23 protein-coding genes are annotated in these 24,846 nt (G+C 63.2%); 10 read left to right on the top strand and 13 right to left on the bottom strand.

The window, feature by feature from the left end:
- Window positions 1-82 precede the first annotated feature (82 nt).
- Window positions 83-2,668, bottom strand: coding sequence for an ATP-dependent chaperone ClpB (gene clpB, locus DENOEST_RS04690; protein ID WP_145771743.1), 2,586 nt, complete (start codon window positions 2,666-2,668; stop codon window positions 83-85).
- Between the two features lie 135 nt (window positions 2,669-2,803).
- On the opposite strand from clpB, the gene DENOEST_RS04685 reads away from it, so the two are divergent.
- Window positions 2,804-3,316, top strand: a complete 513-nt coding sequence (locus tag DENOEST_RS04685; protein WP_170228271.1) for a phasin family protein — start codon at window positions 2,804-2,806, stop codon at window positions 3,314-3,316.
- Between the two features lie 3 nt (window positions 3,317-3,319).
- Here DENOEST_RS04685 and moaE read toward each other — a convergent pair whose 3' ends face one another.
- The 5 genes from moaE to DENOEST_RS04660 all read right to left on the bottom strand — a co-directional run bounded on the left by moaE (window position 3,320) and on the right by DENOEST_RS04660 (window position 7,864).
- Window positions 3,320-3,784, bottom strand: coding sequence for a molybdopterin synthase catalytic subunit MoaE (moaE, locus tag DENOEST_RS04680; RefSeq protein WP_145771741.1), 465 nt, complete (start codon window positions 3,782-3,784; stop codon window positions 3,320-3,322).
- Window positions 3,785-3,895: 111 nt separating this feature from the next.
- Entirely contained in the window at window positions 3,896-4,147 is a 252-nt protein-coding gene (gene moaD / locus DENOEST_RS04675; RefSeq protein ID WP_145771740.1) for a molybdopterin converting factor subunit 1, read from the bottom strand.
- Entirely contained in the window at window positions 4,144-4,638 is a 495-nt protein-coding gene (mobB, locus tag DENOEST_RS04670; protein ID WP_145771739.1) for a molybdopterin-guanine dinucleotide biosynthesis protein B, read from the bottom strand. The genes moaD and mobB overlap by 4 nt, the downstream gene beginning before the upstream one ends.
- Window positions 4,635-5,807, bottom strand: a complete 1,173-nt coding sequence (locus DENOEST_RS04665) for a hypothetical protein (protein ID WP_145771738.1) — start codon at window positions 5,805-5,807, stop codon at window positions 4,635-4,637. Before DENOEST_RS04665 ends, mobB begins: the two co-directional genes overlap by 4 nt.
- Window positions 5,804-7,864, bottom strand: coding sequence for an ATP-dependent DNA helicase (locus DENOEST_RS04660; RefSeq protein ID WP_232096441.1), 2,061 nt, complete (start codon window positions 7,862-7,864; stop codon window positions 5,804-5,806). Before DENOEST_RS04660 ends, DENOEST_RS04665 begins: the two co-directional genes overlap by 4 nt.
- A gap of 139 nt (window positions 7,865-8,003) precedes the next feature.
- Between DENOEST_RS04660 and DENOEST_RS04655 the strand changes: the two genes are divergently transcribed.
- On the top strand, window positions 8,004-8,846 hold the full coding sequence (locus DENOEST_RS04655) for an NYN domain-containing protein (protein WP_145771737.1): 843 nt from the start codon (window positions 8,004-8,006) through the stop codon (window positions 8,844-8,846).
- A gap of 187 nt (window positions 8,847-9,033) precedes the next feature.
- A complete protein-coding gene (locus tag DENOEST_RS04650; protein WP_145771736.1) occupies window positions 9,034-10,659 on the top strand; it encodes a methyl-accepting chemotaxis protein in 1,626 nt (541 codons plus the stop codon).
- 28 nt (window positions 10,660-10,687) lie between these two features.
- Here the strand turns inward: DENOEST_RS04650 and DENOEST_RS04645 are convergent, their stop codons facing one another.
- The gene (locus DENOEST_RS04645; RefSeq protein ID WP_145771735.1) at window positions 10,688-12,010 is read right to left on the bottom strand and encodes an N-acetylmuramoyl-L-alanine amidase; all 1,323 of its coding nucleotides are present in this window, start codon (window positions 12,008-12,010) and stop codon (window positions 10,688-10,690) included.
- Window positions 11,932-12,438, bottom strand: a complete 507-nt coding sequence (gene tsaE / locus DENOEST_RS04640) for a tRNA (adenosine(37)-N6)-threonylcarbamoyltransferase complex ATPase subunit type 1 TsaE (protein WP_332068215.1) — start codon at window positions 12,436-12,438, stop codon at window positions 11,932-11,934. The genes DENOEST_RS04645 and tsaE overlap by 79 nt, the downstream gene beginning before the upstream one ends.
- 195 nt (window positions 12,439-12,633) lie before the next feature.
- Here tsaE and queG point away from each other — a divergent pair, with 195 nt between their 5' ends.
- Window positions 12,634-13,683: a tRNA epoxyqueuosine(34) reductase QueG gene (gene queG, locus DENOEST_RS04635; protein WP_145771733.1), complete on the top strand. Its 1,050-nt coding sequence runs from the start codon at window positions 12,634-12,636 to the stop codon at window positions 13,681-13,683.
- Here the strand turns inward: queG and DENOEST_RS04630 are convergent, their stop codons facing one another.
- From DENOEST_RS04630 to DENOEST_RS04620, 3 genes are read right to left on the bottom strand one after another with little or no spacing between them, the layout of a single operon-like run.
- A complete protein-coding gene (locus DENOEST_RS04630; protein ID WP_145771732.1) occupies window positions 13,684-14,028 on the bottom strand; it encodes a SpoIIAA family protein in 345 nt (114 codons plus the stop codon).
- Between the two features lie 52 nt (window positions 14,029-14,080).
- Window positions 14,081-14,938 (bottom strand): DMT family transporter, encoded by an 858-nt coding sequence (locus DENOEST_RS04625; protein WP_145771731.1) that lies wholly within the window; start codon window positions 14,936-14,938, stop codon window positions 14,081-14,083.
- Window positions 14,939-14,991: 53 nt separating this feature from the next.
- Complete coding sequence (locus tag DENOEST_RS04620; protein ID WP_145771730.1) at window positions 14,992-16,098, bottom strand: aromatic ring-hydroxylating oxygenase subunit alpha; 1,107 nt, start codon at window positions 16,096-16,098, stop codon at window positions 14,992-14,994.
- Window positions 16,099-16,235: 137 nt separating this feature from the next.
- Between DENOEST_RS04620 and DENOEST_RS04615 the strand changes: the two genes are divergently transcribed.
- The 6 genes from DENOEST_RS04615 to DENOEST_RS04590 all read left to right on the top strand — a co-directional run bounded on the left by DENOEST_RS04615 (window position 16,236) and on the right by DENOEST_RS04590 (window position 23,026).
- Window positions 16,236-16,478 carry an exodeoxyribonuclease VII small subunit gene (locus DENOEST_RS04615; protein ID WP_145771729.1) on the top strand — a complete coding sequence of 81 codons (243 nt, stop codon included), beginning with the start codon at window positions 16,236-16,238 and terminating at the stop codon, window positions 16,476-16,478.
- A gap of 5 nt (window positions 16,479-16,483) precedes the next feature.
- On the top strand, window positions 16,484-17,362 hold the full coding sequence (locus DENOEST_RS04610) for a polyprenyl synthetase family protein (protein WP_145771728.1): 879 nt from the start codon (window positions 16,484-16,486) through the stop codon (window positions 17,360-17,362).
- Window positions 17,362-19,227 carry a 1-deoxy-D-xylulose-5-phosphate synthase gene (dxs, locus tag DENOEST_RS04605; RefSeq protein WP_197970523.1) on the top strand — a complete coding sequence of 622 codons (1,866 nt, stop codon included), beginning with the start codon at window positions 17,362-17,364 and terminating at the stop codon, window positions 19,225-19,227. The genes DENOEST_RS04610 and dxs overlap by 1 nt, the downstream gene beginning before the upstream one ends.
- Window positions 19,228-19,324: 97 nt before the next feature.
- Window positions 19,325-20,134, top strand: coding sequence for a GTP cyclohydrolase FolE2 (gene folE2 / locus DENOEST_RS04600; RefSeq protein WP_145771726.1), 810 nt, complete (start codon window positions 19,325-19,327; stop codon window positions 20,132-20,134).
- Window positions 20,135-20,187: 53 nt separating this feature from the next.
- Window positions 20,188-21,744 carry an MBL fold metallo-hydrolase gene (locus tag DENOEST_RS04595; protein ID WP_145771725.1) on the top strand — a complete coding sequence of 519 codons (1,557 nt, stop codon included), beginning with the start codon at window positions 20,188-20,190 and terminating at the stop codon, window positions 21,742-21,744.
- 94 nt (window positions 21,745-21,838) lie between these two features.
- Window positions 21,839-23,026 (top strand): GGDEF domain-containing protein, encoded by a 1,188-nt coding sequence (locus DENOEST_RS04590; protein ID WP_145771724.1) that lies wholly within the window; start codon window positions 21,839-21,841, stop codon window positions 23,024-23,026.
- A gap of 6 nt (window positions 23,027-23,032) precedes the next feature.
- Here DENOEST_RS04590 and DENOEST_RS04585 read toward each other — a convergent pair whose 3' ends face one another.
- The gene (locus DENOEST_RS04585) at window positions 23,033-23,923 is read right to left on the bottom strand and encodes an MBL fold metallo-hydrolase (protein ID WP_145771723.1); all 891 of its coding nucleotides are present in this window, start codon (window positions 23,921-23,923) and stop codon (window positions 23,033-23,035) included.
- Entirely contained in the window at window positions 23,923-24,750 is an 828-nt protein-coding gene (locus DENOEST_RS04580) for an HDOD domain-containing protein (RefSeq protein ID WP_232096440.1), read from the bottom strand. The genes DENOEST_RS04585 and DENOEST_RS04580 overlap by 1 nt, the downstream gene beginning before the upstream one ends.
- Between the last annotated feature and the right edge of the window lie 96 nt (window positions 24,751-24,846).

Genomic DNA, 24,846 nt, shown 5'->3' with positions numbered 1-24,846 from the left:
TTGCGGATTGACAGCACAAGTTCCCGGGACAGCGCCCGTCCCTCCCCCGAACTTTCCACCATGGCCCCCAGCGGCCCCGCCGTCAGGCTTTCTCGAACAGCAGGTGCCCCGCCGGGTTGGCGCTGACCCGGACCCGGTCCTTGGGACCGAAGCGACCTTCCAGGATGGCCTTGGACAGGGGATTCTCGATCCGCTCCTGGATCGCCCGCTTCAGGGGCCGGGCGCCGAACACCGGATCAAAGCCGGCCTTGGCCAGTTCCGCCAGGGCCGCGTCGTCCACTTCCAGGCTCATTTCCATCCGGGCCATGCGCTTTTCCAGATAGCCCAGTTGAATGCGGGCGATGGAGGCGATGTTCCTCTCGTCCAGGGCGTGGAACACCACCACCTCGTCGATGCGGTTGATGAACTCGGGACGGAAGAAGGTCTTCACCTCCCCCATCACCGCCAGCTTGATCACCTGATAGTCATCGCCGGCCATCTGCTGGATCATCTGACTGCCCAGGTTGGAGGTCATCACGATCACGGTGTTCTTGAAATCCACGGTACGGCCCTGGCCGTCGGTCATGCGGCCGTCGTCCAGCACTTGCAGCAGCACGTTGAACACGTCCGGATGGGCCTTCTCCACCTCGTCGAAGAGGATCACTGAATAGGGCTTGCGCCGCACCTGCTCGGTCAGGTGACCGCCCTCCTCGTAGCCCACGTAACCCGGGGGCGCACCGATCAGGCGGGCCACGGAATGCTTCTCCATGAACTCGCTCATGTCGATGCGGATCAGGTGATCCTCGGCGTCGAACAGGAATTCGGCCAGGGTCTTGCACAGCTCGGTCTTGCCCACGCCGGTGGGGCCGAGGAACAGGAAGGAGCCGTAGGGCTTGTTCTCGTCGGAGAGGCCGGCCCGGGAACGGCGGATGGCGTCTGACACCAGGCGCACGGCCTCGTCCTGGCCCACCACGCGGCCATGGAGCTTGTCTTCCATGGTGAGCAGCTTTTCCCGCTCCCCCTGCATCATCCTGGAGACCGGAATGCCCGTGGCCCGGCTCACCACCTCGGCGATTTCCTCGGCCCCCACCTGGGTACGCAGCAGCTTGTTGGGCGTGGCGGCGCCGTCACCGGATTTTTCCGCGGCCTTCAACTGGGCTTCGAGCTGGGGCAGCTTGCCGTATTGCAGTTCGGCCAGCTTGTCGAAGGCTCCCTGCCTTTGAAGTTCGGCCATTTGCCCCTTGAGCTTGTCGATTTCCTCCTTGATGTGGGCGGAACCCTGGACCTGGGCCTTCTCGGCCTTCCAGATTTCCTCCAGGTCGGAGTACTCCTTCTGCAGCTTGAGTAGCTCTTCCTCGATCAGGGCCAGGCGCTTTTTCGAGGCCTCGTCCTTTTCGCGCTTGACGGCTTCCCGCTCGATCTTGAGTTGGATCATGCGCCGGTCCAGCTTGTCCATCACCTCGGGCTTGGAGTCGATTTCCATCTTGATCCGGGCCGCCGCCTCGTCGATCAGGTCGATGGCCTTGTCCGGCAAAAAGCGGTCGGTGATGTAGCGATGAGACAGTTCCGCCGCGGCGACGATGGCCGGGTCGGTGATATCCACCCCGTGGTGCAGCTCGTACTTTTCCTGCAAGCCCCGCAGGATGGCGATGGTGCTCTCCACACTGGGCTCGTCCACCAGCACCTTCTGGAAGCGCCGCTCCAGGGCCGCGTCCTTCTCGATGTACTTGCGGTATTCGTCCAGGGTAGTGGCGCCGACGCAGTGCAGCTCACCCCGGGCCAGGGCCGGCTTCAGCATGTTGCCGGCATCCATGGCACCCTCGGCCTTGCCGGCACCCACCATGGTATGCAGCTCGTCGATGAAGACGATGATGCGGCCCTCGTCCTGGGCAATCTCCTTCAACACGGCCTTCAGGCGCTCCTCGAACTCGCCCCGGTACTTGGCCCCGGCCAGCAAAGCGGCCATGTCCAGGGACAGCACCTTCTTGCCCTTCAGGGTCTCGGGCACCTCGCCATTGACGATGCGCTGGGCCAAGCCCTCGACGATGGCGGTCTTGCCCACGCCGGGTTCGCCGATCAGCACCGGGTTGTTCTTGGTGCGCCGTTGCAGGATCTGGATCGTCCGGCGGATTTCGTCGTCGCGGCCGATCACCGGGTCCAATTTGCCCGCTCGCGCTCTTTCCGTTAGGTCCAGGCAGTATTTCTTCAGGGATTCCCGCTGCCCTTCGGCGTCGGCGCTACCCACGTTCTGGCCGCCCCGCACCGCGTCCACGGCCTTCTCCAGAGGTGCCCGCAGCACACCCGCCTCCTTCAACAGGCGGCCGGCCTCGCCCTTGTCATTAGTCAGGGCCAACAGGAACATCTCCGAGGCAATGAACTGGTCGCCCCGCTTCTGGGCTTCCTTGTCCGTCAGGTTGAGCAAATTGCCCAGGTCGCGACCGATGGTGACCTCACCGCCATGGCCTTCCACCCTGGGCAGTCGCTCGATGGCTTTTTGCAGGGACGTCTTGAGACCGGCCACGTTACCCCCGGCCCGGGCCAGCAGGGAGGCGGTGCCGCCGTCCTCCTGGTTGAGCAGGGCCAGCAGCAGATGCACCGGCTCGATGAACTGCTGATCGCCGCCCACGGCGATGCTCTGGGCATCGGACAGGGCCTGCTGAAACTTGGTGGTGAATTTATCCAGACGCATGGGGGTCTCCTCGAAGCGATGCAGCTATAGTTGTAGCCTGCCTGGTGATTTTCAAGCGCCATCAGGCTCAAACTTCGATTCATGCCAACAGAAAGTTGGCCCAGACCACGCCTTCATCAACCCAAGGAGATCACCATGAGCAAACCCGTCCCTCCCCTGGCGGAGATGCAGCAAAAGAATCTGGCGGCCGCCATGGAACTGGCCCGGCTGTCCATGGCCAGTTCCCAGCGCATGATCGAGCTCCAGGCCGATCTGGCGCGAAAGCTGTTCGAGGACGGCGTGGCCCAGGCCCAGGCGCAACTGGAGGCGAAGGACCCCATGCAACTGGCCGCGATGCGCAACCAGCACGCCCAGGAAACCGCCCAGCACGTGATCGAGGCCGGTAAAAGAATCGCGGACCTGGGCAACGAGGCCCGCACCGAATTCACCCGCCTGCTCGGCCAGCAACTGGCCAGCGGCGGCGAGGAAATGGCCCAGGCCATGCAGAACGCCTTTCAGAGCCTGCCGGGAGGCGCCGGTCCCATGGCCGACATGATGAAAACCGCCATGAACAACGCCCAGGGCGCCCTGGCCCAGATGGCCCAGGTCAGCCAGACCCTGATGGGCAACCTGACCGAGGCCGCCAGAAAAGGCAACGGCCGGAAGTAGTCCTCAGGAATTCCCGTCGGCAGCCCAGCGCCGGTGGGCCTCCTCATCCGTCTCCCGAGCATCCACCCAGCGTCCGCCGGATTCGGTTTCTTCCTTTTTCCAGAGGGGCGCACGGGTCTTCAGGTAGTCCATGATGAATTCGCAGGCGGCGAAGGCCTCGCCCCGATGAGAGGAAGACACCACCACCAGCACGATACGGTCCCCCGGCAGCAGGCGACCGACCCGATGTATAACCCGCACGCCCCGCAGTTCCCAGCGCTCCCGGGCCTCGGCAACGATTCGCTCCAGGGCCCGCTCGGTCATGCCCGGGTAGTGCTCCAGGGTCATGGCATTGACGCCAGCCCCGTCGTTGCGGTCCCGCATCAGGCCGACGAAACTGGCCACCGCCCCGGCCCCGCCATCCCCCGCCGACAGGGCGGCGATCTCGGCGCCCACGTCGAAGTCTTCAGTCTGTACGGAAATGCTCATGGTGCCTCCCGAAGGGCCGCTCTGACCGAAGGGAATCCCTGGGGGACCGAGGGAGGCAGCCCCCTTGGGGGGCAGAGCAGCGGCGCAGCCGCAAACGTGGGGGCTCTCATCTCAGCCTCCGGTCACCGGCGGGAAAAAGGCCACTTCGTCGCCGTCGGCGACGGGGCTGTCCAGGCCCACCATATCCTGGTTCACCGCCACCCGCAGGTTGGGATGATCCCCCAGGGCCGCCCAGGCCCCACCCCGTGCCACCAGATGGTCCCGCAGGGCAGCCACCGTGGTCACACCGCCCGGCAGATCCAGCTTCTCCCGTGACGTGCCCAGGGCCTCCCGAATGCCGGCGAAAAACAGAATCTGGATCATTTCAACCCCACATGCTTGAGTACGAAATCCGCCACCTGCTCCGGATCGTTCAGGTCCAGCCGGGGCAAGGCACAATCGATCGCCTGGTCGCTGGCCACCGCCACGATGTCGCAGTCCTCGGGCCATACCGGAGGCTTGCCCAGGCTGGGCCGATGGACCTCGATCTTGGGATGGACCGCCCGCTTGAAGCCCTCCAGCAGCACCAGATCGCAGGGCGACAGGCGCTCCAGGATGTCGACCAGCTGCGGTGGCTCCTCGTTCCTGGCTTCGTGCATCAGCACCCAGCGTTTGTCGGTGATCAGGGCGATCTCCCCCGCTCCCGCCTCCCGGTGACGCCAGGAGTCCTTGCCCGGCTTGTCGATGTCGAAACCATGGTGGGCATGCTTGATCAGGGACACCTTCAGCCCCCGGGCCGTCAGCAGGGCGATCATCGCCTCCAGCAGCGTGGTCTTGCCCGAGCCTGAATAGCCACAAATTCCAAAAACCTTCACTCCACTACCTCCACTTCTGCAAAGCCTCCGCCCGGCGTGCGGAAGTTGGTGGTCTGCCCCTGCCACAGGCGCGCCACGGTTGCCAGCACTTCGCCCCGATAGGCGTAACAGCGCAGATCGTACTTGAGTGGCAGCGGCGCGCCATCCACCCGCACCACCCGCTCTCCCGGAAGTGCAAATTCCTGAGCCACATAGTTGCCCGCCAGGATTTCCTCGAACACCCGCCGGGTCAGCTTGTCGCCGCGATAGGCGGCCCGGGAACCGAAGCCCGCGGCGGGCTTGAAGAACAACCCCTTGCGCCTCGACCAGAGTGCATCTCCATTCCCGCCAACCACGGCTTCCGTGCCGGGCACCACCCGGGCCAGCAATTCCCGGTCGCCCCCATCGACCCCGATGGAAGCCAGCCAGGCGTCGTCGGACAGCCGGATCAGATTGCGTTTGTCGGCGTACAGGGCATGGGCCCGGGGATGGGGCGTCAGCACCACCGCGCTGGACAACCAGGCGTCCCGCAGAGCTCCGCTGGTCGCGGCATCCAGGGCAAAATCAGTGAGGCGATTGTAGACCATGTCCACTGTCCGCCCTCCGCCCTGGAGCCGGCCGTCCACCATGTCCAACTGGCGCGGATCGCAGATGAAGGCGTCGATGCCGGCCTGTTGCAGCAGACTCCGGCAGAGCTCGAACTCCGGCGCCAGATACTGGTCGGCCGGGTCCTCATCCACGATGGCCAGCCTACCCGGTCGGCCCGAACGGCCCGCCAGGGTCCATTCGCGGAGGAACATTTCCACACAACGCTGCTCCAGACCCTGGTCGGACTGGGCATGGGCGTTCAGAAACAGGCCGCCGGCATTGGTGTTGATCTCGATCAGGCGCGGCCCCTGGGGAGTGATGTGGAAATCGTAGCCGAACAGCACGCCGGGATTGCCCGGATCATGACAAGCCGAGTCCGGCCCCTGGCCCAGGGCCATCTCGCGCCAGCCGGGCAGGACAACGATGCGCTCCATGGCAGCCACCAGTGCCGCCATGGCCGCCATGTGCACGACGGCGAGATGGACCCGGGTATCGGCGAAGAGGCAGGGCCGCCCCTCCATCAGGGCCGCCACCCGGGGACGGTCCAGACAGCCCGCCAGGGGCTGGCGGTTCAGGAACTGGGCGGATTCGACTGAATTCATCCGGACTCCTGCTCATCGGGGTTGAAGAAGCTGGCCACCTCGGCGATCTCCCTCGTGCGCCGCATGGGCGGCAGGGAGCGCCAGATGGCCTTGCCGTAGGTTTTTTCCACCAGGCGAGGATCGCACACCATCAGCACGCCCCGATCCTTTTCGTCCCGGATCAAGCGGCCTGCCCCCTGCTTCATGCTGATCACGGCCCGGGGCAACTGGTAATCGAAAAAGGGATTTTTGCCCTGACGGCGCAGATGCTCGATGCGGGCCGAGAGCACCGGATCGTCGGGAGGAGCGAAGGGCAGCTTGTCGATCACCACCAGGGACAGGGCCTCACCCCGCACATCCACCCCTTCCCAGAAGCTCTGGCTGGCCACCAGCACCGCATTCCCCAGTCGGCGAAAGCGCTCCAGCAATTCGCTGCGGGAACCCTCCCCCTGCAACAACAGCGGCATCTCCAGGCCCTCCTCCGCGATCCGCGCCGCCAGAGTCTGGTGGATGTGGCGCATGGCCTTGAGGGAGGTGCACAGTACGAAAGCCCGCCCGCCGGAAGCCCGGATCGCCGGCCAGGCCGCCGCCGCCACGCCGTCGTTGTAATCGGGCGTGTTGGGCGCCGGCATGCCCTGGGGGCAGTAAAGCAATCCATGGGCGGCATAGTCGAAGGGGCTGCCCCACTGGCCGATGTCCGCTTCACCCAAACCCAGCTCGCCGCAGTAGTGACCGAAATCGCGCCCCACGGCGAGAGTGGCCGAGGTGAAGATCCAGGCCCGGGGATGGCCCTGCAACTGACGCTGAAAAATCTCCGCCACCGACAGGGGCGTCATGTTGAGGGACAGGGCGTGACTGAAGACCTCCACCCAGCGCACCATTTCCGTCCCCGATTCCCCGTCTGCGGCGGGCTGACCGTTCCCCTCTCCCCCCGGGAGAGGGGCCAGAGGTGAGGGTGTCTGAGCCTTCCCGTTTCCCGTGAGAGTGCCCAGGGATGAGGGTAGCGGAGCCGCCGCCGGTTGCCAGCGCCGCAGCCGCAGGCCCACTTCCGCCACCCGCCGCAGGCAGTTCACCAGGCCCTCGCCCCGCTCCGCCTGGGCCTCCAAATGCCGACCCAGTTCCGTCAGGGCGGCGGAGACGGTTTCCAGGCCACGGCCAAATTCCGCATCCGCGGCCAGACGTTCATAGGGCAGGCGGGCGTTCTCGGCCTTGACCGTCAGGCGCAGATCCCGGGCCGCCTTGTCCAGGCCCCGGGCTGCCTCCTGCAAGGGCGTGTAGTCCTTGGCCAGGGTCAGGCCCTCGTTGCGGGAATCCCGGGCCAGTTCCAGCAACTGGGCGGTGCCCAGGCTCTCGCCGAAGAACAAACCGGCCACCTCGGGCAGTTGATGGGCTTCGTCGAAGATCACCGCGTTACAGGCCGGCAGCAGTTCCCCCAGGCCTTCGTCCCGTAGCATCACATCGGCAAAGAACAGGTGGTGATTGACCACCACCAGATCCGCCGCCAGAGCCTCGCGGCGGGCGTTGAGCACGAAACATTCCTGGACGTTGGGACATTCCTGGCCCAGACAGTTGTCCCGGGTGGACGTGGCCAGGGCCCAGGCCCCGGAATCCTCCGGCACCGCCCCCAGCTCCGCCTTGTCGCCGCTACGGGTGGTCTTGGCGAAGCGGGCGATGGTACGCAGATGCCCCGCCTCCACCCGGCTCGCCAGGCGCCCTTCCCCCAGGCCCCGGGCCAGGTGGTAAGGGCAGACATAATTGGCCCGCCCCTTCAGCAGGGCGATGCTGACCCCGACCCCCAGGGCATCCCGCACCATGGGCAGATCCCGCTGGAACAACTGGTCCTGAAGGGTCTTGGTGCCGGTGGAAATGATCACCTTGCCCCCGGAGAGCAAGGCCGGCACCAGATAGGCGAAGGTCTTGCCGGTGCCGGTGCCCGCCTCGGCCACGAAGACCTTGTTGCCCGCCATGGCCTCGCCGATCCGGCAAGCCATTTCCTGCTGCTGGGGACGCACCCGGTAGCCGGGAATGGCCCGGGCCAGGAGGCCTTCAGCGGAAAACACGTCGAGGAGATCGGACACGGAGAACGGGAGCTGCGGCCAGGGACCGGCAAGGAGGAAAAACCGGCGCCAAGGGTATCACGGCTGCTCCTTCTTCCACCCCGCTCTGGGTATCTGCTGGTATCGTGTGGCCCGCCTTTATCCCCTTCAGGAGTCATCCATGGCAGGACAACCCGAAATTACCAACATGGCCCTTTTTTGCGACTTCGAGAACGTTGCCCTGGGGGTGCGGGACGCCAAGTATTCCCAGTTCGACATCAAGAAGGTGCTGGAGCGCCTGCTGCTCAAGGGCAGCATCGTGGTCAAGAAGGCCTATTGCGACTGGGAGCGCTACAAGGATTTCAAGGCACCGATGCACGAGGCATCCTTCGAACTGATCGAAATCCCCCATTTGCGCCAGTCGGGCAAGAATTCCGCCGACATCCGCATGGTGGTGGACGCCCTGGACCTCTGCTACACCAAGGCCCATGTGGATTGCTTCGTCATCATCAGCGGCGACTCGGATTTTTCTCCCCTGGTCTCCAAGCTGCGGGAAAACAACAAGCATGTGATCGGGGTCGGCGTGAAGGACTCCACCTCCGACCTGCTGGCCGCCAATTGCGACGAGTTCATCTACTACGACGATCTGGTGCGGGAGCAGGAAGCCAAGAAAAAGCGTAATGCCAAGAAGGCTCCCACCAAGCCTGCCGCCAGCACCGGCAAGGGCGGCGAGGCCAAGCCGCCCGCACGCCAGACCGAGGAGGATCGTCGCCAGGAGGCCCTGGACCTGGCAGTGGAAACCATCGAGGCCCTGATGGCGGAGCGGGGCGAGGACGAGAAGATCTGGGGCTCCATGATCAAGCAGACCCTGAAACGCCGCAAACCGGGCTTCAACGAGTCCTACTACGGCTTCCGCTCCTTCGGCGAGCTACTGGAAGAGGCCGGGAAACGCAAACTCGTCCTGCTGGCTCGGGACGAGAAATCCGGCGGTTATCTGATCCGGCTGCCGGCAGTGGAAGACTGAGCACCCGGCCCGAGCAGACGGGCCGGCTCAATCCGGTAGATCATTATTGCTGCAATGCGGTAATATTACCTTGGTAATAGCAATCAGGACATTGCCATTTTCTTCCGGGTAACGCTTCAACGCATTGCAATATACGGATTGATGGTGGTTCTGCCGTCCTGCTCTCCATCAACCCGGCCTGTCAGTCATGATTCTCCCCTCCACCCTGCGGAGCAAACTGCTCCTGGTATTGCTCCTTTCCGTCCTTGGTCTGGTTCTGGTCACCCTGAGCGCCCTGATCGCCGAACGCTCCACCCTGATGGAAGACCGCAAGGTCAAGACCCGTCATCTGGTGGAAGCGGCCACCGGCATCCTGACCCATTTCCACGGGCTCCAGCTGGCCGGTCAGATGACCGAGGAAGAGGCCAAGTCCACCGCCCTGGCCACCGTCAAGTCGCTGCGTTACGAGACCAGCGAATACTTCTGGATCAATGACATGACCCCCCGGATGATCATGCACCCGATCAAACCGGAGCTGGACAACCAGGATCTGTCGGACTTCAAGGATCCGAATGGCAAGCGCCTGTTCATGGAATTCGTCAACGCGGTGAAGAAGGATGGGGCGGGCTTTGTGGACTATGCCTGGCCCAAGCCGGGCTTCGACGCGCCAGTGCCGAAGATTTCCTATGTCTCCGGTTTCCAGCCCTGGGGCTGGGTGCTGGGTTCCGGCATCTATCTGGACGACGTGCAGCAGATTTTCCGGGAACGCGCTCTGATCCTGGCAGGCATGACCCTGATTGCCCTGATTCTGATCGGCAGCATGCTGTTCTTCCTGGTCCGCAACATCACCGGCTCCATTGACGACATCAATCGGGCCATGAGATCCATCGAGCAGTCCAAGGACCTCTCCTCCCGGGTCAAAGTGAGCGGACATAGCGAGCTCACCGAGATGGCCCAGACCTTCAACCGCATGGTGGGCAGCTTCCAGGAAATCATCCAGCAGGCGATCGCCAACTCCCAGGAAGTCATGGCTCTGGCTTCCCGGCTGGCTGGCGCGGCCAATCATGTGGCGATCAGTTCTTCGGAACAGAACGAGGCTTCCTCCGCCATGGCCGCCGCCCTGGAGCAGACCAAGGCCAGCATCGCCCAGGTGGCGAGCAATTCCGACCAGGCCCGGGAGATCGCCGAGACGGCGGGCACACTGTCCACCGATGGCGAACGTATCGTTCATGACGCCGCCGATGAAATGACCAAGATCGCCACGGCGGTGCAGGACTCCGCCGGAAAGATCGAAGCTCTGGGGCAGATGTCCGAGCAGATTTCCTCCATCATCAACGTGATCAAGGAAATCGCCGACCAGACCAATCTGCTGGCGCTGAACGCCGCCATCGAGGCGGCCCGGGCCGGAGAGCAGGGCCGAGGCTTCGCCGTGGTGGCCGACGAGGTGCGCAAGCTGGCGGAGCGCACCACGCTATCCACTCAGGAAATCGGCCGCATGATCGGCAGCATCCAGAGCAGCACCGCCGAAGCCGTGCGCAGCATGGGCGAAGGCAGCGCACGGGTGGAGGACGGCGTCACCCTGGCCCGGAACGCCGGCAGTTCCATGGCGCAGATTCGTGAAGGCGCCCATCGGGTCATCGGCGCCGTCAGCGACATCGCCCACGCCCTGGCGGAACAGGAAATCGCCACCCGGCTGGTGGTGGAAAATGTGGACCGGATTGTCGTGATGGCGGATCGCAACTGCGCCGAAACGGCGGAGATCGCCGGCTCAGCGGAACGCATGGAATATCTGGCCCGGGCCCAGCAAGCGGCCCTGAGCCAGTTCAAGGCCTGATCAACACCGGGACCGTGAAAGCCCCGGTTCAGTCCAATCGGGCCAGCTTCGATTTTGCCAGGGGCGGATTCTTGGCGAAGTAGCGCTTGATGCCCCGCAGGATGGCCTCGGCCATCTGGTCCTGGTAGGCCTCATCCACCAGACGCTTTTCCTCCTCCGGATTGGAGATGAAGGCCGTCTCCACCAGGATGGAGGGAATGTCCGGCGCCTTCAGCACGGCGAATCCGGCCTGCTCCACCTGGCCCTTGTGCAGGGCGTTGATGCGCCCCAGTTCCCCCAGCACGTCCTTGCCCAGCTTCAGGCTGTCGTTGATGGTGGCAGTCTGGGACAGGTCCAGCAGGGTACGGGCCAGGAAGGGATCCCGCACATCCAGATTGACGCCGCCGATCAGGTCGGCGTCGTTTTCCTTTTTCGCCAGCCAGCGGGCCGCCGATGAGGAAGCGCCATGATCGGAGAGTACGAATACGCTGGAGCCCCGGGCCGTCGGATTGATGAAGGCATCGGCATGGATGGAGACGAAGAGGTCGGCCTGGACCCGCCGCGCCTTGTTGACCCGGTGATGAAGCGGCACGAAGAAATCCCCGTCCCGGGTCAGGGCCGAGCGCATGTTGGCCTCCTGATCGATCCTGGCCTTGAGGCGCCGGGCCACGGAGAGGGTCACATTCTTTTCGTAGCTGCCGCCCCGTCCCACGGCCCCCGGGTCCTCGCCGCCATGGCCCGGGTCCAGCATGACGGTCACCATGCGGGCAATGTCGGCCCTGGCCGGCCGCTCCTCGGGGAGCCGGGACTGGGCCGGCGCCTTGTCTTCCAGGGGCGCTGTGGACAACTGGGCCTCGGATTTCAGGGTCTGCTCATTGCGGGGCTTTTCCAGCAGGGCCATCAGGGGATCTTCCACCTCCACCGACGGATAGAGGTCCAGCACCAGCCGGTGGCCGTATTCACCCACAGGCTTCAGAGTGAACACCTGAGGCTTGACCTCGGTCTTGAGTTCGATGACCAGGCGCACCACCCCCGGCTTGTTGCGGCCGGCGCGAATCAGCCGGATGTAGGGGTCGGTCTCGGAAATCTTGCCCGGCAGACTTTGCAGCATGGAGTTGAACTCCACATCTTCCAGATCCACCACCAGCCGTTCCGGGTTCTTCACCAGCAGGTGGTTGAAGCGGATCGGCCTATCGTATTCCAGGGTGATGCGGGTGTAGTCCCGGGCGGGCCAGACCCGCACCCCCAGGGCGCTGGCCACCCCGGCCCGGCCCAGGGGCGAGACCAGCAGGGTCAGGCTGGCGGCGGCAAACTTGAGGACATCCCGACGGCCCAGCCCCCGGGTAGCGAATTCATCAGGTCTGTCAGACATGATCGCCCCCTTTCCGAGATGGCCGAAATAAAGGCGTGACGCCCCTCTCCGACCACTTCCAGGCCGATGCGCAGATCCGCGGCTGGCAGGTAATGGCCGGCCTTGTCCGGCCATTCGACCAGACAGACGCCCGTGCCGGCAAAGTATTCGTCGAGACCCGCATCCAGAAATTCTTCAGCTTGGTTGAATCGATAAAAATCAAAGTGATACAAGTTTAATCCAGAAACCGCATGAACTTCAACCAGCGTGTAGGTGGGGCTTTTGACCCTTCCCTTGTAACCCAGGGACTGGAGCATGCCCCGTACCAGGGTGGTCTTGCCGGCCCCCAGGTCCCCGTCCAGGCGTATCAGCAACCCTGGCACCAGCACACGGGCCAGGGCACCCCCTAAATTCAGGGTGGCGTTTTCATCCGGAAGTTCCAGCGTCACCGTGAAATAGTCCATTGGAACGGCAAGTCAAATATTCGAGCGCAGCGAGCCAATATCGTCACCTCCCCCCGAAGAGGGGGAGGATGGGAGGGGGCGAACCTTTTTCTGCTTTTGTGGCCAGCCAGCACCTTTCTTCATCGAAACTTTTCCTGTTTGATTCCAGCTTGGCCGGCTTAGAACGTTATGATCAGCGGTATGCATGACTGGAATTTATTGGCGGAAGAAATCAGGCACTGGGGACGGGAACTGGGTTTCGCCGCCATCGGCATCAGCGACATTGACTTGACCGAGGCCGAAGCCGGACTCACGGCCTGGCTGGAAACCGGCTATCACGGCGAGATGGATTATATGGCCAGCCATGGCCTGAAACGGGCACGGCCGGCGGAGCTGGTGCCTGGGACCCGCAGCGTGATCACGGCACGAATGGATTACCTGCCCCGGGCCGCCGATGCCGAGGCCAATCTGGCCGATGGCCGGCGCGCCTACCTCTCCCGCTACGCCCTGGGGCGGGACTACCACAAGCTGTTGCGCAACCGCCTGCAAAGGCTGGCGGATCGCATCTCGGCACGGGTGGGGGAATTCGGCTACCGGGTGTTCACGGATTCGGCGCCAGTGCTGGAGGTGGAACTGGCCAGCCGTAGCGGCCTGGGCTGGCGCGGCAAGCACAGCCTGCTGCTGAACCGGGAGGCAGGCTCACACTTTTTCCTGGGGGAGATATTCACCGATCTGCCCCTACCGGCCAGCCCCGCCGTGGCGGACCACTGCGGCACCTGCCGGGCCTGCATCGATGCCTGCCCCACCGGCGCCATCGTCGCCCCCTACCGGGTGGACGCGCAGCGTTGCATCTCCTACCTGACCATAGAGCTCAAGGGCGCCATTCCTGTGGAATTGCGCCCCCTGATCGGCAACCGGGTCTATGGCTGCGACGACTGCCAATTATGCTGCCCCTGGAACCGCTTCGCCCCCCTTACTCAAGAAGAGGATTTCGCGGTACGCCATGGCCTGGACAGCGCCACCCTGGTGGAGCTCTTTGCCTGGAGCGAAACGGAATTCAATGAACGCCTGGCCGGCTCGGCAATCCGCCGCATCGGCCACGAGCGCTGGCTGCGTAATCTGGCGGTGGGCCTGGGCAATGCTCCGCCCGACGACGTGATTCAAGACGCCCTGGCGGCCCGGGCCGACCACCCCTCCCACCTGGTACGTGAACATGTGGCCTGGGCCCTGGACCGGCAGCGGAAAACCTGATCAGGCCCCCAGCCAGCCTCGGGCTTCAGCTCCGTTGTCGAAAACCCGCAGGTCGGCGCTGACAAAGGCCTGGTTGATCCAGGCGCTCCAGGTGACCCACTGGCTGTCGGTAATCACTCCGATGCGGCGAAAATCGCCGGCATGGGCGCGGGAGAACTTGATGTCCTCCCAGGCCATGTCCACCGTGAAGTCGGCCATCTGGGTCAAGTCGATCAAGAGGTCCACCTGGCCGCCGAACTTGACCTTGAACAGAACCAGTTCCTCGAATTCCTTGAAATCCGCCAGGGAAAACTCCCCCAGCACTGCGATGGAGACCAGATTGTCCTGGTGGTCGATGGTGATCATCCTGTGTCCTTGGTTGATGGATTCGGTGGCTATTCTAATCGTCCTGAGCCGGCTAATCGGGTTCCACGGGCCGACCATGGGCCAGCAGGGTGGCGCCCACGCCGCTGACGATCACCACGGCCATGCCGGCCCAGGAGAGCAGGGGCAGCAATTCGTCCCAGAACAGGAGTCCGAACAGGCTGGAAAAAACCACGGCGCTATAGGCCAGGTTGGCGGTCATCAGGGTCTTGCCCCGCTTGTAGGCCACGGTCAGGCATAACTGGCCGCCGACGCCGAAAGCCCCCACCCCCAGCAAAAGCAGGCCGCTACGGAGATCGACGACATGAAAGCTGCCGCTCCCCATGACCCAGAGCAATCCAACGAGGCTGGAGATCAACAGGAAATAGAACACCGTGCGCCACTCCGGTTCTCCCAGTTGTCCCAGGCGGCGCAAATTGAAAAAGGCGGCCCCGGCGCCTATGCCCGAGCCCAGGCCGATCAGGGCACCCATCCATTGCTGTCGCTCGAAGGTTGGCTGCAATAGCAACATGACGCCGACAAAACCCATTAGCAGGGTCAGCACCAGAGCCGGCCGCACCGGCTCCCGGCTCCACAGCATCAGCATCAGGGCCAGGAACAGGGGCGAGGTGTAGTTCAGGGTCATGGCCGTGGCCAGAGGGAGCAGAGCAATAGCCTCGAACAGCAGCATCATCGACACCACCCCCACCAGACTCCGGTTCAGATGGGCGCGCACATGGGGTGTCGCCAGGGGCAGGCGCTTCAGTCCCACATAGGCCGCCATCAGCAACAGCGCAATGAAGCTGCGATAGAACACCAGTTCGGCGGTGGAAAAGAAACCGGCGCCAAGTTTGACGCAGACTCCCATGCAGGCGAAGAACAGGCTGGCGAGAACGATCCAGAGGGATTGCATGGGGTGCGGGACAAGGGCCAGCCCTGGGCCGGCATGGGGAAATGGGAAACGGACTACAGGTACGGCGCCATGAGGCGGCGATAGAACTCGTGGAAATGCTGCATGCCGTCTTCCATGGGGGACTGGTAGGGCCCCACTTCGCTGCGTCCCTGCTTCATCAGGGCACGGCGGCCCCGGTCCATGCGCTCGCCGATGTCGTCATCCTCGATGGCGGTCTCCATGTAGGCGGCCTGCTCCGTCTCGATGAATTCCCGCTCAAACTCGGCGATTTCCTCCGGGTAGTAGAACTCCACCACGTTCAGGGTCTTGTTCACACTCAGGGGAATCAGAGAGGACACCACCAGCACATGGGGATACCATTCCACCATCACATTGGGGTAATAGGTGAGCCAGACCGCGCCCTGGGGCGGGTGCTCTCCCCTGGCTCCATAGAAATCGCGCACCGACTTCTGCCAGCGCTCATAGGCCGGGGAGCCGGACTTGAGCAGGGTGGTGACCCCTACCTTCTGCACCGAATACCACTCGCCGAATTGCCAGGAAAGATCCTCGCAGGTGACGAAGTTGCCCAGCCCTGGGTGATAGGGCGCCACGTGGTAGTCCTCCAGGTACACTTCGATGAAGGTCTTCCAGTTGTAGTTGCACTCGTGGAGCTCCACCCGGTCCAGCTTGTAGCCGGAAAAATCGAACTCGCCAGCCACCTTCATGCCGGCCAGGTCGGCACTGGCGGAGCGGGGGCCGCCGAAGAGCAGGCCCTGCCAGTTTTCCAGCTTGCGCTTGTGCAGGTTGAGGCAGGGATTGGCCGGGAAATGGGGGGCGCCGATCAGTTGTCCGCCGCCATCGTAGGTCCAGCGATGGATCGGGCAGACGATATTCCGGGCGTTGCCGCTTCCCTGCAACATGATGGCCTGGCGATGGCGGCAGACATTGGACATGTCGTAGATGCCATCGGGCTGGCGCGCCAGCATGCGGCCGTGGTCCTGCCATTCCATGGTGCGGTAGTCGTGGACATTGGGCACCATGAGTTCATGGCCGGCATATCCGGGACCGGCGTCGAAAAGCAGCCGTTGCTCCAGCGCGAAGATCTTTTCGTCGAAATACCAATCGACGGGCAACTGGGAAACGGCAGGATCGAACTGCCCCTTGACCGCGATGTTGGACATGACTCCCAAGCTCCAAGAGATGAACCCGAAAACGGGGAAAATTCCCGAAATTTTGGGGCCGCGAAGTATAGCCAATTTGACCGGAGGGCGCACCTTGAGCTATTTTTGCGCCCTTTAGCCGACTTCGGTCGAACAACGTGACCGTCCCAGCCCCCGAATCCCCCGCCAGTTTTGAAGCTGCCCTATCCGAACTGGAGGGCCTGGTGAAATCCATGGAACATGGCGACATGGCTCTGGAAGCCTCCCTCTCCGCCTACCAGCGGGGCATGGACCTACTGAAATACTGTCAGAACCAGCTTGCCGCCGCGGAACAAAGAATCCAGATTCTCGAAAACGGGGAACTTGCCGGTTTCTCCGCCACCAACCCGGAAGATCAGTAATCTCAATGGATTTTTCTGCCTGGATGTCCTCCATCCAGCAGCGGATCGAATCCGCGCTGGAGCACCTACTGCCCGCCTCCTCCCTGGAGCCGGCCCGCCTTCACGAAGCCATGCGCTATGCCACCCTGGACGGCGGCAAGCGGGTGCGTCCCCTGCTCTGCCACGGCAGCGGCGAAATTTTCGGCGTCGCGCCGGAACTGCTGGATCAAGCCGCCTGCGCGGTGGAAATGATCCACGTCTATTCCCTGGTGCATGACGATCTGCCCTGCATGGACGACGACGTGCTGCGTCGTGGCAAGCCCACCTGCCATGTGGAATTCGACGAGGCCACCGCCCTGCTGGTGGGGGATGCCCTGCAATCCCTGGCCTTCCAGACCCTGTCGGAAACCGCCCTGGCCGCCCCCCGGCAGGTTTCCATGCTCAGGCTGCTGGCCCAGGCCTCCGGTTCCCGTGGCATGGCCGGCGGCCAGGCCATCGATCTGGCCGCCACCGGCCAGGCTCTGAGTCTGGAAGAGCTGGAGTTCATGCACATCCACAAGACCGGCGCGCTGATCCGGGCGGCGGTGCTGCTGGGCGCCCACTGCGGCCAGGCCGATGAAGCCGCCCTGGCGAGCCTGACCCAGTTCGCCAACCGGGTGGGCCTGCTGTTCCAGGTGGTGGATGACATCCTCGATGCCGAGTCCAATACCGCCACCCTGGGCAAGACCGCCGGCAAGGATGCCGCCCACAACAAGCCCACCTATGTCAGCCTGTTGGGAGCGACTCAGGCCAAACAGAAGGCCGCCGAGCTGCGCGCCCAGGCCCATGACTGCCTGGTGCCCTATGGCGCCCAGGCGCGGCGGCTCCACGAACTGACCGACTACATCGTCGAACGCAAATTCTGATGTTTCCCCTGCTCGAATCCATCGCCTCCCCCGCCGACCTGCGCCAACTGGAGCCGTCGCAACTCCCTGCCCTGGCCTGGGAAATCCGCGAATTCCTGCTGCAATCGGTCTCCAAGACCGGCGGCCACCTGTCCTCGAACCTGGGCACGGTAGAACTGACCATCGCGCTCCATTACGCCTTCGATACCCCGGCGGATCGTTTGGTCTGGGACGTGGGCCATCAGACCTACGCCCACAAGATACTCACCGGCCGCCGACAGGGCATGGCCCGGCTGCGCATGAAGGACGGCATTTCCGGCTTTCCCCGCCGCTGCGAAAGCGATTACGACACTTTCGGCGTCGGCCACTCCTCCACCTCCATCTCCGCTGCCCTGGGTATGGCGGTGGCGGCCCGGGCCAAGGGAGAGGACCGCCATGTGGTGGCCATCATCGGCGATGGCGCCATGTCCGCCGGCCAGGCCTTCGAGGCCCTCAACAACGCCGGGGTGATCGACGCCAACCTGCTGGTCATCCTCAACGATAACGACATGTCCATCTCGCCCCCGGTGGGCGCCCTCAACAAGCATCTGGCGCGACTACTTTCCGGCCGGACCTTCAACGCCGCACGACGGGCCGGAGAACGGGTGCTGAAAAACATCCCCTCGGTGCTGGAGTTCGCCAACCGGGTCGAGGAGCACGTCAAGGGCATGATCACGCCGGGCACCCTGTTCGAGGAGATGGGCTTCAACTACATCGGCCCCATCGACGGCCATGACCTGGACAGCCTGGTGCCGACGCTGCAAAACCTGCGGGAGCTGAAGGGCCCCCAGTTCCTCCATGTGGTGACCAAGAAAGGCCAGGGCTACAAGCTGGCCGAGGATGATCCGGTGCTCTACCACGGGGTCTCCAAGTTCGATACCGCCAACGGCATTGAAGGCGGCAAGGGCAGCGGCAAGCTGACCTACACCCAGGTTTTCAGCGACTGGCTGTGCGACATGGCTAGGGAAGACAGCCGGCTGATGGGCATCACCCCGGCCATGCGGGAAGGTTCGGGCATGGTGCGCTTCGCCGAGCAGTTTCCAGAACGTTATTTCGATGTGGGCATCGCCGAGCAGCATGCCCTGACCTTCGCCGCCGGCCTGGCCTGCGAGGGACTCCGACCCGTGGTGGCGATCTATTCCACCTTCCTGCAACGGGCCTATGACCAGTTAGTCCATGACGTGGCCTTGCAAAATCTGCCGGTGATGCTGGCCATCGACCGGGGCGGCCTGGTGGGAGCCGATGGCGCCACCCACAACGGTGCCTTCGACCTTTCGTTCCTGACCTGCATACCCAACATGCTGGTGATGGCCCCCAGCGACGAGAACGAGTGCCGCCGCATGCTGACCACCGCCTACCGCCACAACGGCCCCAGCGCGGTGCGCTATCCCCGGGGTAGCGGTCCCGGCGCCCCCCTGGAGACCGCGCTCACCACTCTGCCCATCGGCCAGGGGGAAATCCGCCGCCGCGGCAAGGGCGTGGCCCTGTTGGCTTTCGGCGCCCTGCTGGGCCCGGCGCTCAAGGCCGCCGAGGAACTGGATGCCACCGTGGCCAACATGCGCTTCATCAAGCCCCTGGATGAAGCCCTGGTGCGGGAGCTGGCCGCCAGCCACGAGTGGCTGGTCACCATCGAGGAAAACAGCATCATCGGTGGTGCAGGCTCGGAAGTCGCCCGCTGCCTCGAACAGGGTGGTGCAACGGCCCACCTGCTTCGGCTCGGATTGCCCGACCACTTCATCGATCATGGTGACTCGGCCCTGCTACTGGCGGAACTGGGTCTGGACGCCGAAGGCATCATGGTCCAAGTACGTGCCCATATCGGGTCAGCGGCAGCCGATAATAGTTGAGTATTTTTGTTGGATATAATAGGCTCCCAGTGATAACAAAGGCCGGCCCACGATGGCCCGCCGATCATCCCCCGAATCAGACAAGGAAAAAATACTCATGAACAGCCCAGGCACCCAGACCATTGCGGATGTCCAGAACTTTGCCGACTCCCGTGAAATCCCCATCAACAAGGTCGGCATCAAATCCATTCGCCATCCCATCAAGGTACTGGACAAAAGCGAGGGCATTCAGCACACGATCGCCACCTTCAACATGTACGTCGGCCTGCCCCACAATTTCAAGGGCACCCACATGTCCCGCTTCGTGGAAATCCTCAACACCAACGAACGAGAGATTTCCGTGGAAAACTTCGAGTCCATGCTGCGGGACATGGTGCAGAAGCTGGAAGCGGAGACCGGCCATGTGGAAATGAACTTTCCCTATTTCATTCGCAAGGAGGCGCCGGTCTCCGGGGTCTCCAGCCTGATGGACTACGAGGTCACCTTCATCGGTGAAGTCCTGGCCGAAGGCCGCTACCGGCAATCCATCAAGGTGGTGGTGCCCACCACCAGCCTGTGTCCCTGTTCCAAGAAGATTTCCGAGCGCGGCGCCCACAATCAACGCTCCCATGTCACCATCACCGCCACCACCAATACCCTGGTCTGGATCGAGGAACTGGTGCGCATGGCCGAGGATCAGGCCTCCTGCGAGCTCTTCGGCCTGTTGAAGCGACCCGACGAGAAGTACGTCACCGAGCGGGCCTACGACAACCCAAAGTTCGTCGAGGATCTGGTGCGGGACGTGGCGGCTGCCTTGAACGCGGAGCCCCGCATTGACGCCTACGTGGTTGAAGCGGAGAACTTCGAGTCCATCCACAACCATTCCGCCTATGCGCTGATCGAGCACGACAAGCAGAACTCAGCCTGATCGTTCAGACTCCTCAGCGGAACTCGCGCCTCCATCTCCGCAACGGTAACACCATGAATCAGCCAGTCCCTGTTCCCAAACCCGCCGCCACCGTCATCCTCGTTCGGGATACCGATCGGGGCCTGGAGGTCTTCATGATGCGGCGGACCCAGAAAGCGAGCTTTGCCGCCGACGCCTATGTTTTCCCCGGCGGCGCCCTGGACGAGGAGGACCATGATTCCTTCTGGAACCAGCCGGCGGGCGGTCTCGACCATGAGGAAGCCAACCGCACCCTGAAGGTCGATAAGGCCGGCCTGGCTTACTGGATTGCCGCGATCCGGGAATGCTTCGAGGAGTCGGGCCTGCTGCTGGCCCGGGACTCATCGGGCAGGTTGCTCGACCTGGATACGTCGGGACCCGCCAGGGAATACGATGAACTGCGTCAGCGCCTCAATGCCGGCGATCTGAAATTCGTGGATCTGTGCCGTCAACGCCAACTGCATCCTGCCCTGGATCATCTGGCCTACCTGAGCCGCTGGGTCACCCCTCCCGATGCGCCGCGCCGTTTCGATACGCGCTTTTTTGTCGCCGTCGGCCCCCAGGCCCAGACCGCCTCCCATGACAACCAGGAACTGGTGGATCATCTCTGGCTCTCTCCCCATGAGGCCTTGCTCGGGCAGGCCAGCGGCAAGATGATGATGGTTTATCCGACCATCGCCACCCTGCAACTGCTGGCCCTATTTCCGAATACGGACGCTGTGATGGCCTACACCCGGGCCCAGGGGGGCACCGAACACTCCAGCGATATTTCCTATTTCACCCCCTCCCCCATCTCCACCCGCATCCGCCGCCTCACCGCCAACAATGCCGGCGTGATGACCGGACCGGGTACCAACACCTACCTGATCGGCCACGGCGACGAACTGACCGTGGTGGATCCGGGACCGGACATGGACTTTCATGTTGAGAACCTGCTGACTCACAGCAAAGGGGTGATCCGCCGCATCCTGGTCACCCATACCCATCCCGATCACTCCCCGGCGGCGGCCCGGCTCAAGGCCAGGACCGGAGCCGAACTGCTGGGCATGCCTGCGCCGGCCAGCGGCTACCAGGACCGGAGTTTCCAGCCCGATCGGGTGCTGCGTCACAGCGACAGGATTCCCGTGGGCGACGCCACCCTGCGGGTGATCCATACGCCTGGCCACGCCTCCAATCACCTCTGCTATCTGCTGGAAGAGGAAGGTGCCCTATTCACCGGGGACCACATCATGCAGGGCTCGACGGTAGTGATCTCCCCTCCCGATGGCGATATGGGGGATTACCTGGCGTCCCTGAAGCTGCTGCTGGAGGAGGACTTGCGCTGCATCCTGCCGGCCCACGGGCTGGTGATCGACGATCCGCGCCAGGCCATCAACGGCCTGATCGCCCATCGTCTGCAACGGGAAGCCAAGGTCGTCGCCGCGATCGCGGCCAGTGGTGGCGGCACCCTGGACGAACTACTGCCCCGGGTCTACGACGACGTGCCGACGCTTCTTCACGGCCAGGCACGCCAGTCCCTGCTGGCCCACCTGCAAAAACTCAGGGCCGAGGGCCGGGCGGTGGAATCTGCCACGGTCTGGACTCTGGTTTGAGCGGCAGCCTCTGAAGGGGAAAGCCGGGCCTCCTCCCCCGTTGGCAGTAGGCCTTTTCCGCTAGAATTCGCCGAACTCTCGCCACGGACCCATCATGCTGACCAAGTTGAGATCCCAGTTCTCGCGCCTCTGGCTGAAAACCTGGTCCCTGGTATTCACCGAAATGAGCGCCCAGGAAATCATCTGGCTGCTCCGCCCAGGCAGCCACATTTCCCTGCTGTCCACGCGGCGCGTCAGCATGATCGTCTCCCGGGTCAGGCTGATCGCCATCCTGTTCGCGATCCTCACCCCCCTGTGGAGCCTGCTGGACATCTGGGCCTTTCCCCCCGAAATCTGGCACGGTCTGGTGGCCATGCGACTGATCGCTACCGCGGGCTTTGCCGCCCTGGTGCTTTCCTTGCGCAAGGCCGACGACATCAGCCCTCTGGGGGCCTATCGCGCCCTGGGTTTTCTGCTGTTGATCCCCACGGCATTTTTCCTGTTTTCCTACCTGCACATGTCCCAGTTCAACCTCCATGGCTTGCAGGAAGCCTTTGGGGTGGGCTATGCCTATCTTCCTTTCGTCATGCTGGCGGGGCTCTCGGTATTCCCCTTGACGGCGGTGGAAAGCATGGGGTTTGCCGCTCCCATGTTGCTGGCCCAGGTCGCCGCCGCCATTCTCAAGCTGCCCATCCTGGACTGGCCCACCTTCGCGGCCTCCTTCTGGCTGCTGATGCTGATTACCGCTGTCTCCGCCCTGGCCGGGCTTTCCCAATTGGCCTTCATGATCGTACTGGTGCGGGAGGCCATGCGCGACGGAATGACCGGCTGCTTTTCCCATACCAGCGGCGCCGAACTGCTGGATCTCCAGTTCATCATTTCCTCCCGCAGCGGCAACCCCCTGTCTCTGGTCTTCCTCGACCTGGATCACTTCAAGCGCGTCAATGACGAGTTCGGCCACGATGCCGGCGACCGGGTGCTGACCAATGCCGCCGAAGCCATTCGCGGCAGTGTGCGTACCGGCGACATCCTGGTGCGCTGGGGCGGCGAGGAATTCGTGCTGATCATGCCCAACACCGATGCCCGACAGGCCACCGTTGCCATCGAACGAGTGCGCAAAGCCGGGCTGGGTAACCGCCCGGATGGAACGCCGGTCACCGCCAGCATCGGTATTGCCGAGCGCATGGTGGATGCCCGCGAAAGCTGGCGACAATTGATGGAAATGGCGGATACCCGCATGTACGAGGCCAAGAAGGGTGGGCGCGATCGCATCGTCGGCCCTCTTGCCACCGCAGGACAGTAGCCAGAACTAGAGTTCGATCTCCAGTCCCTCCCGGGACAGCATGATCTCCGGATCGCCGGGCTGGGATGGATTGCGGGACAGCGCCTCGGCAAACACCCGTTCCAGGGCCTCGTCAGTACGGGTCGGCTCGTGATGGGTGCATACCAGCCGTTTGGCACCTGCCCGGCGGGCCAGGGCGATCGCATAGTCAAAAGTGGAATGCCCCCAGCCACGCTTGGCCGTCAGATATTCGCTCTCGGTATACGAGCAATCCACCGTCAGCACATCCACGCCCCGGATGAAATCGTCCATGGTCTTCTGTTTTTCATCCACCATGGACTGGTACTCGTTGTAACCCTCGTCCGCAGGTTCGTAGATGTTGTACCAAGGCTCATGGTCGCCGGTGAAGAAGAACGACTTGCCGTTGCAGTCGATACGATAGCCGAAGTCGATCACCGGATGGTTCAACAGGATGCTGGTTACCCGCGCATCCCCCACCTCCACCGTCTCACCGATATTTAGGGTGTGATACTCGATGCTGGCCTTGAGCTCGGCCTCACGGATCGGGAAATAGCTGTACTGCATCTGCACGTCCATCACCTGATCGATACCCTGACCGCTGACGATATCGAAGGCGCCGTAGATATTCACCATGTTGCCCGGAATGAAAAACGGCGTGAAAAACGGCAGGCCGTGGATATGGTCCCAATGGGTATGAGTGATGAAAATATGAGGGGAAACCGGCAAGCGACTCAACAGGGACTGAGCCAGGGCGAAAATCCCGGTCCCGGCGTCCAGGACGATCAGTTCCCCCCCATCGCTGCACACCTCGATACAGGTGGTATTGCCGCCATAGCGCAGGGTCGCGGCGCCCGGTACGGGAATCGAACCACGCACACCCCAGAATCTGACTTTCATTATTCCCCGTCCACCACCACAAAGGTACGTGCATCCGCGACGATCTTGTCGAAGTCTCCCAGGGACGCCACTACCTTGGACAGATCGTCACCGAAGCGCGGACTCACCGGCACCTGGCCTACCCAATCTCCCTCGCCATCGCCGCCCAGTTCGGGGCCACGGCAGATCTGGTCCGCCACCCGCAGGCAATCCATCATGGCGGAGGGCTCCGCCTCCTCCAGGTGATGGTCGCGGATGCAGGCGATCAGATGCTCGGGAAACTGCCAGCGCTTGGCCAACATGGCCCCCACCACACCATGGTCGGCACCGATCATGTCACGCTCCACGACATACAGCGGCAGGTGATCCCGCATCCCCGTTTCCAGGGCATCCCGGAACTCGGCCGGCAGATACTGGGCGAATACCACCTTACCGAAATCATGGAGCAACCCCGCCACGTAGCAATCGCCCGGATCGGCCTGGCCCTTGGCATATACGGCGCATAACTGGCGTGCCACCGCCGCTGTGGCCAGGGAATGCACCAGGTAGCGCTGGATATCGAAACCCGCCGTATTGGTGCGGGGCAGGATGCCCACTGCGGCAAAGGACAGGGAGAGGTTCTTGATGGTGTTGATGCCCAGATACACCACCGACTGGTTGATCGAAGTGATCTTGTTGGGCAGGCTGTAGTAGGCCGAGTTGATGACCTTGAGAATCTTCATGGTCATCACCGGATCCTTCTCGATGACGCCCACCAGATCCCTGGGCAGACAATTGATGTTGCGCGTCAGCTCGAGCACCTTCTGCACGCTGCGGGGAAAGGCAGGCATGCGATCGACGGCGACCATCAGCTTGCGCTCGAGTTCTGGGCTTATCTGGCTCACAGGACGAAGAGGACATGGGAATTGTGTGCGATTATATGCCCTGTGCTGCGGGCAAGGCCG

Origin of the sequence: Denitratisoma oestradiolicum, from assembly GCF_902813185.1 — a bacterium.
Lineage (GTDB): Bacteria > Pseudomonadota > Gammaproteobacteria > Burkholderiales > Rhodocyclaceae > Denitratisoma > Denitratisoma oestradiolicum.
The sequence above is the reverse complement of the archived record's forward strand: the minus strand, read 5'-3'. Positions and strand labels throughout refer to the sequence as shown.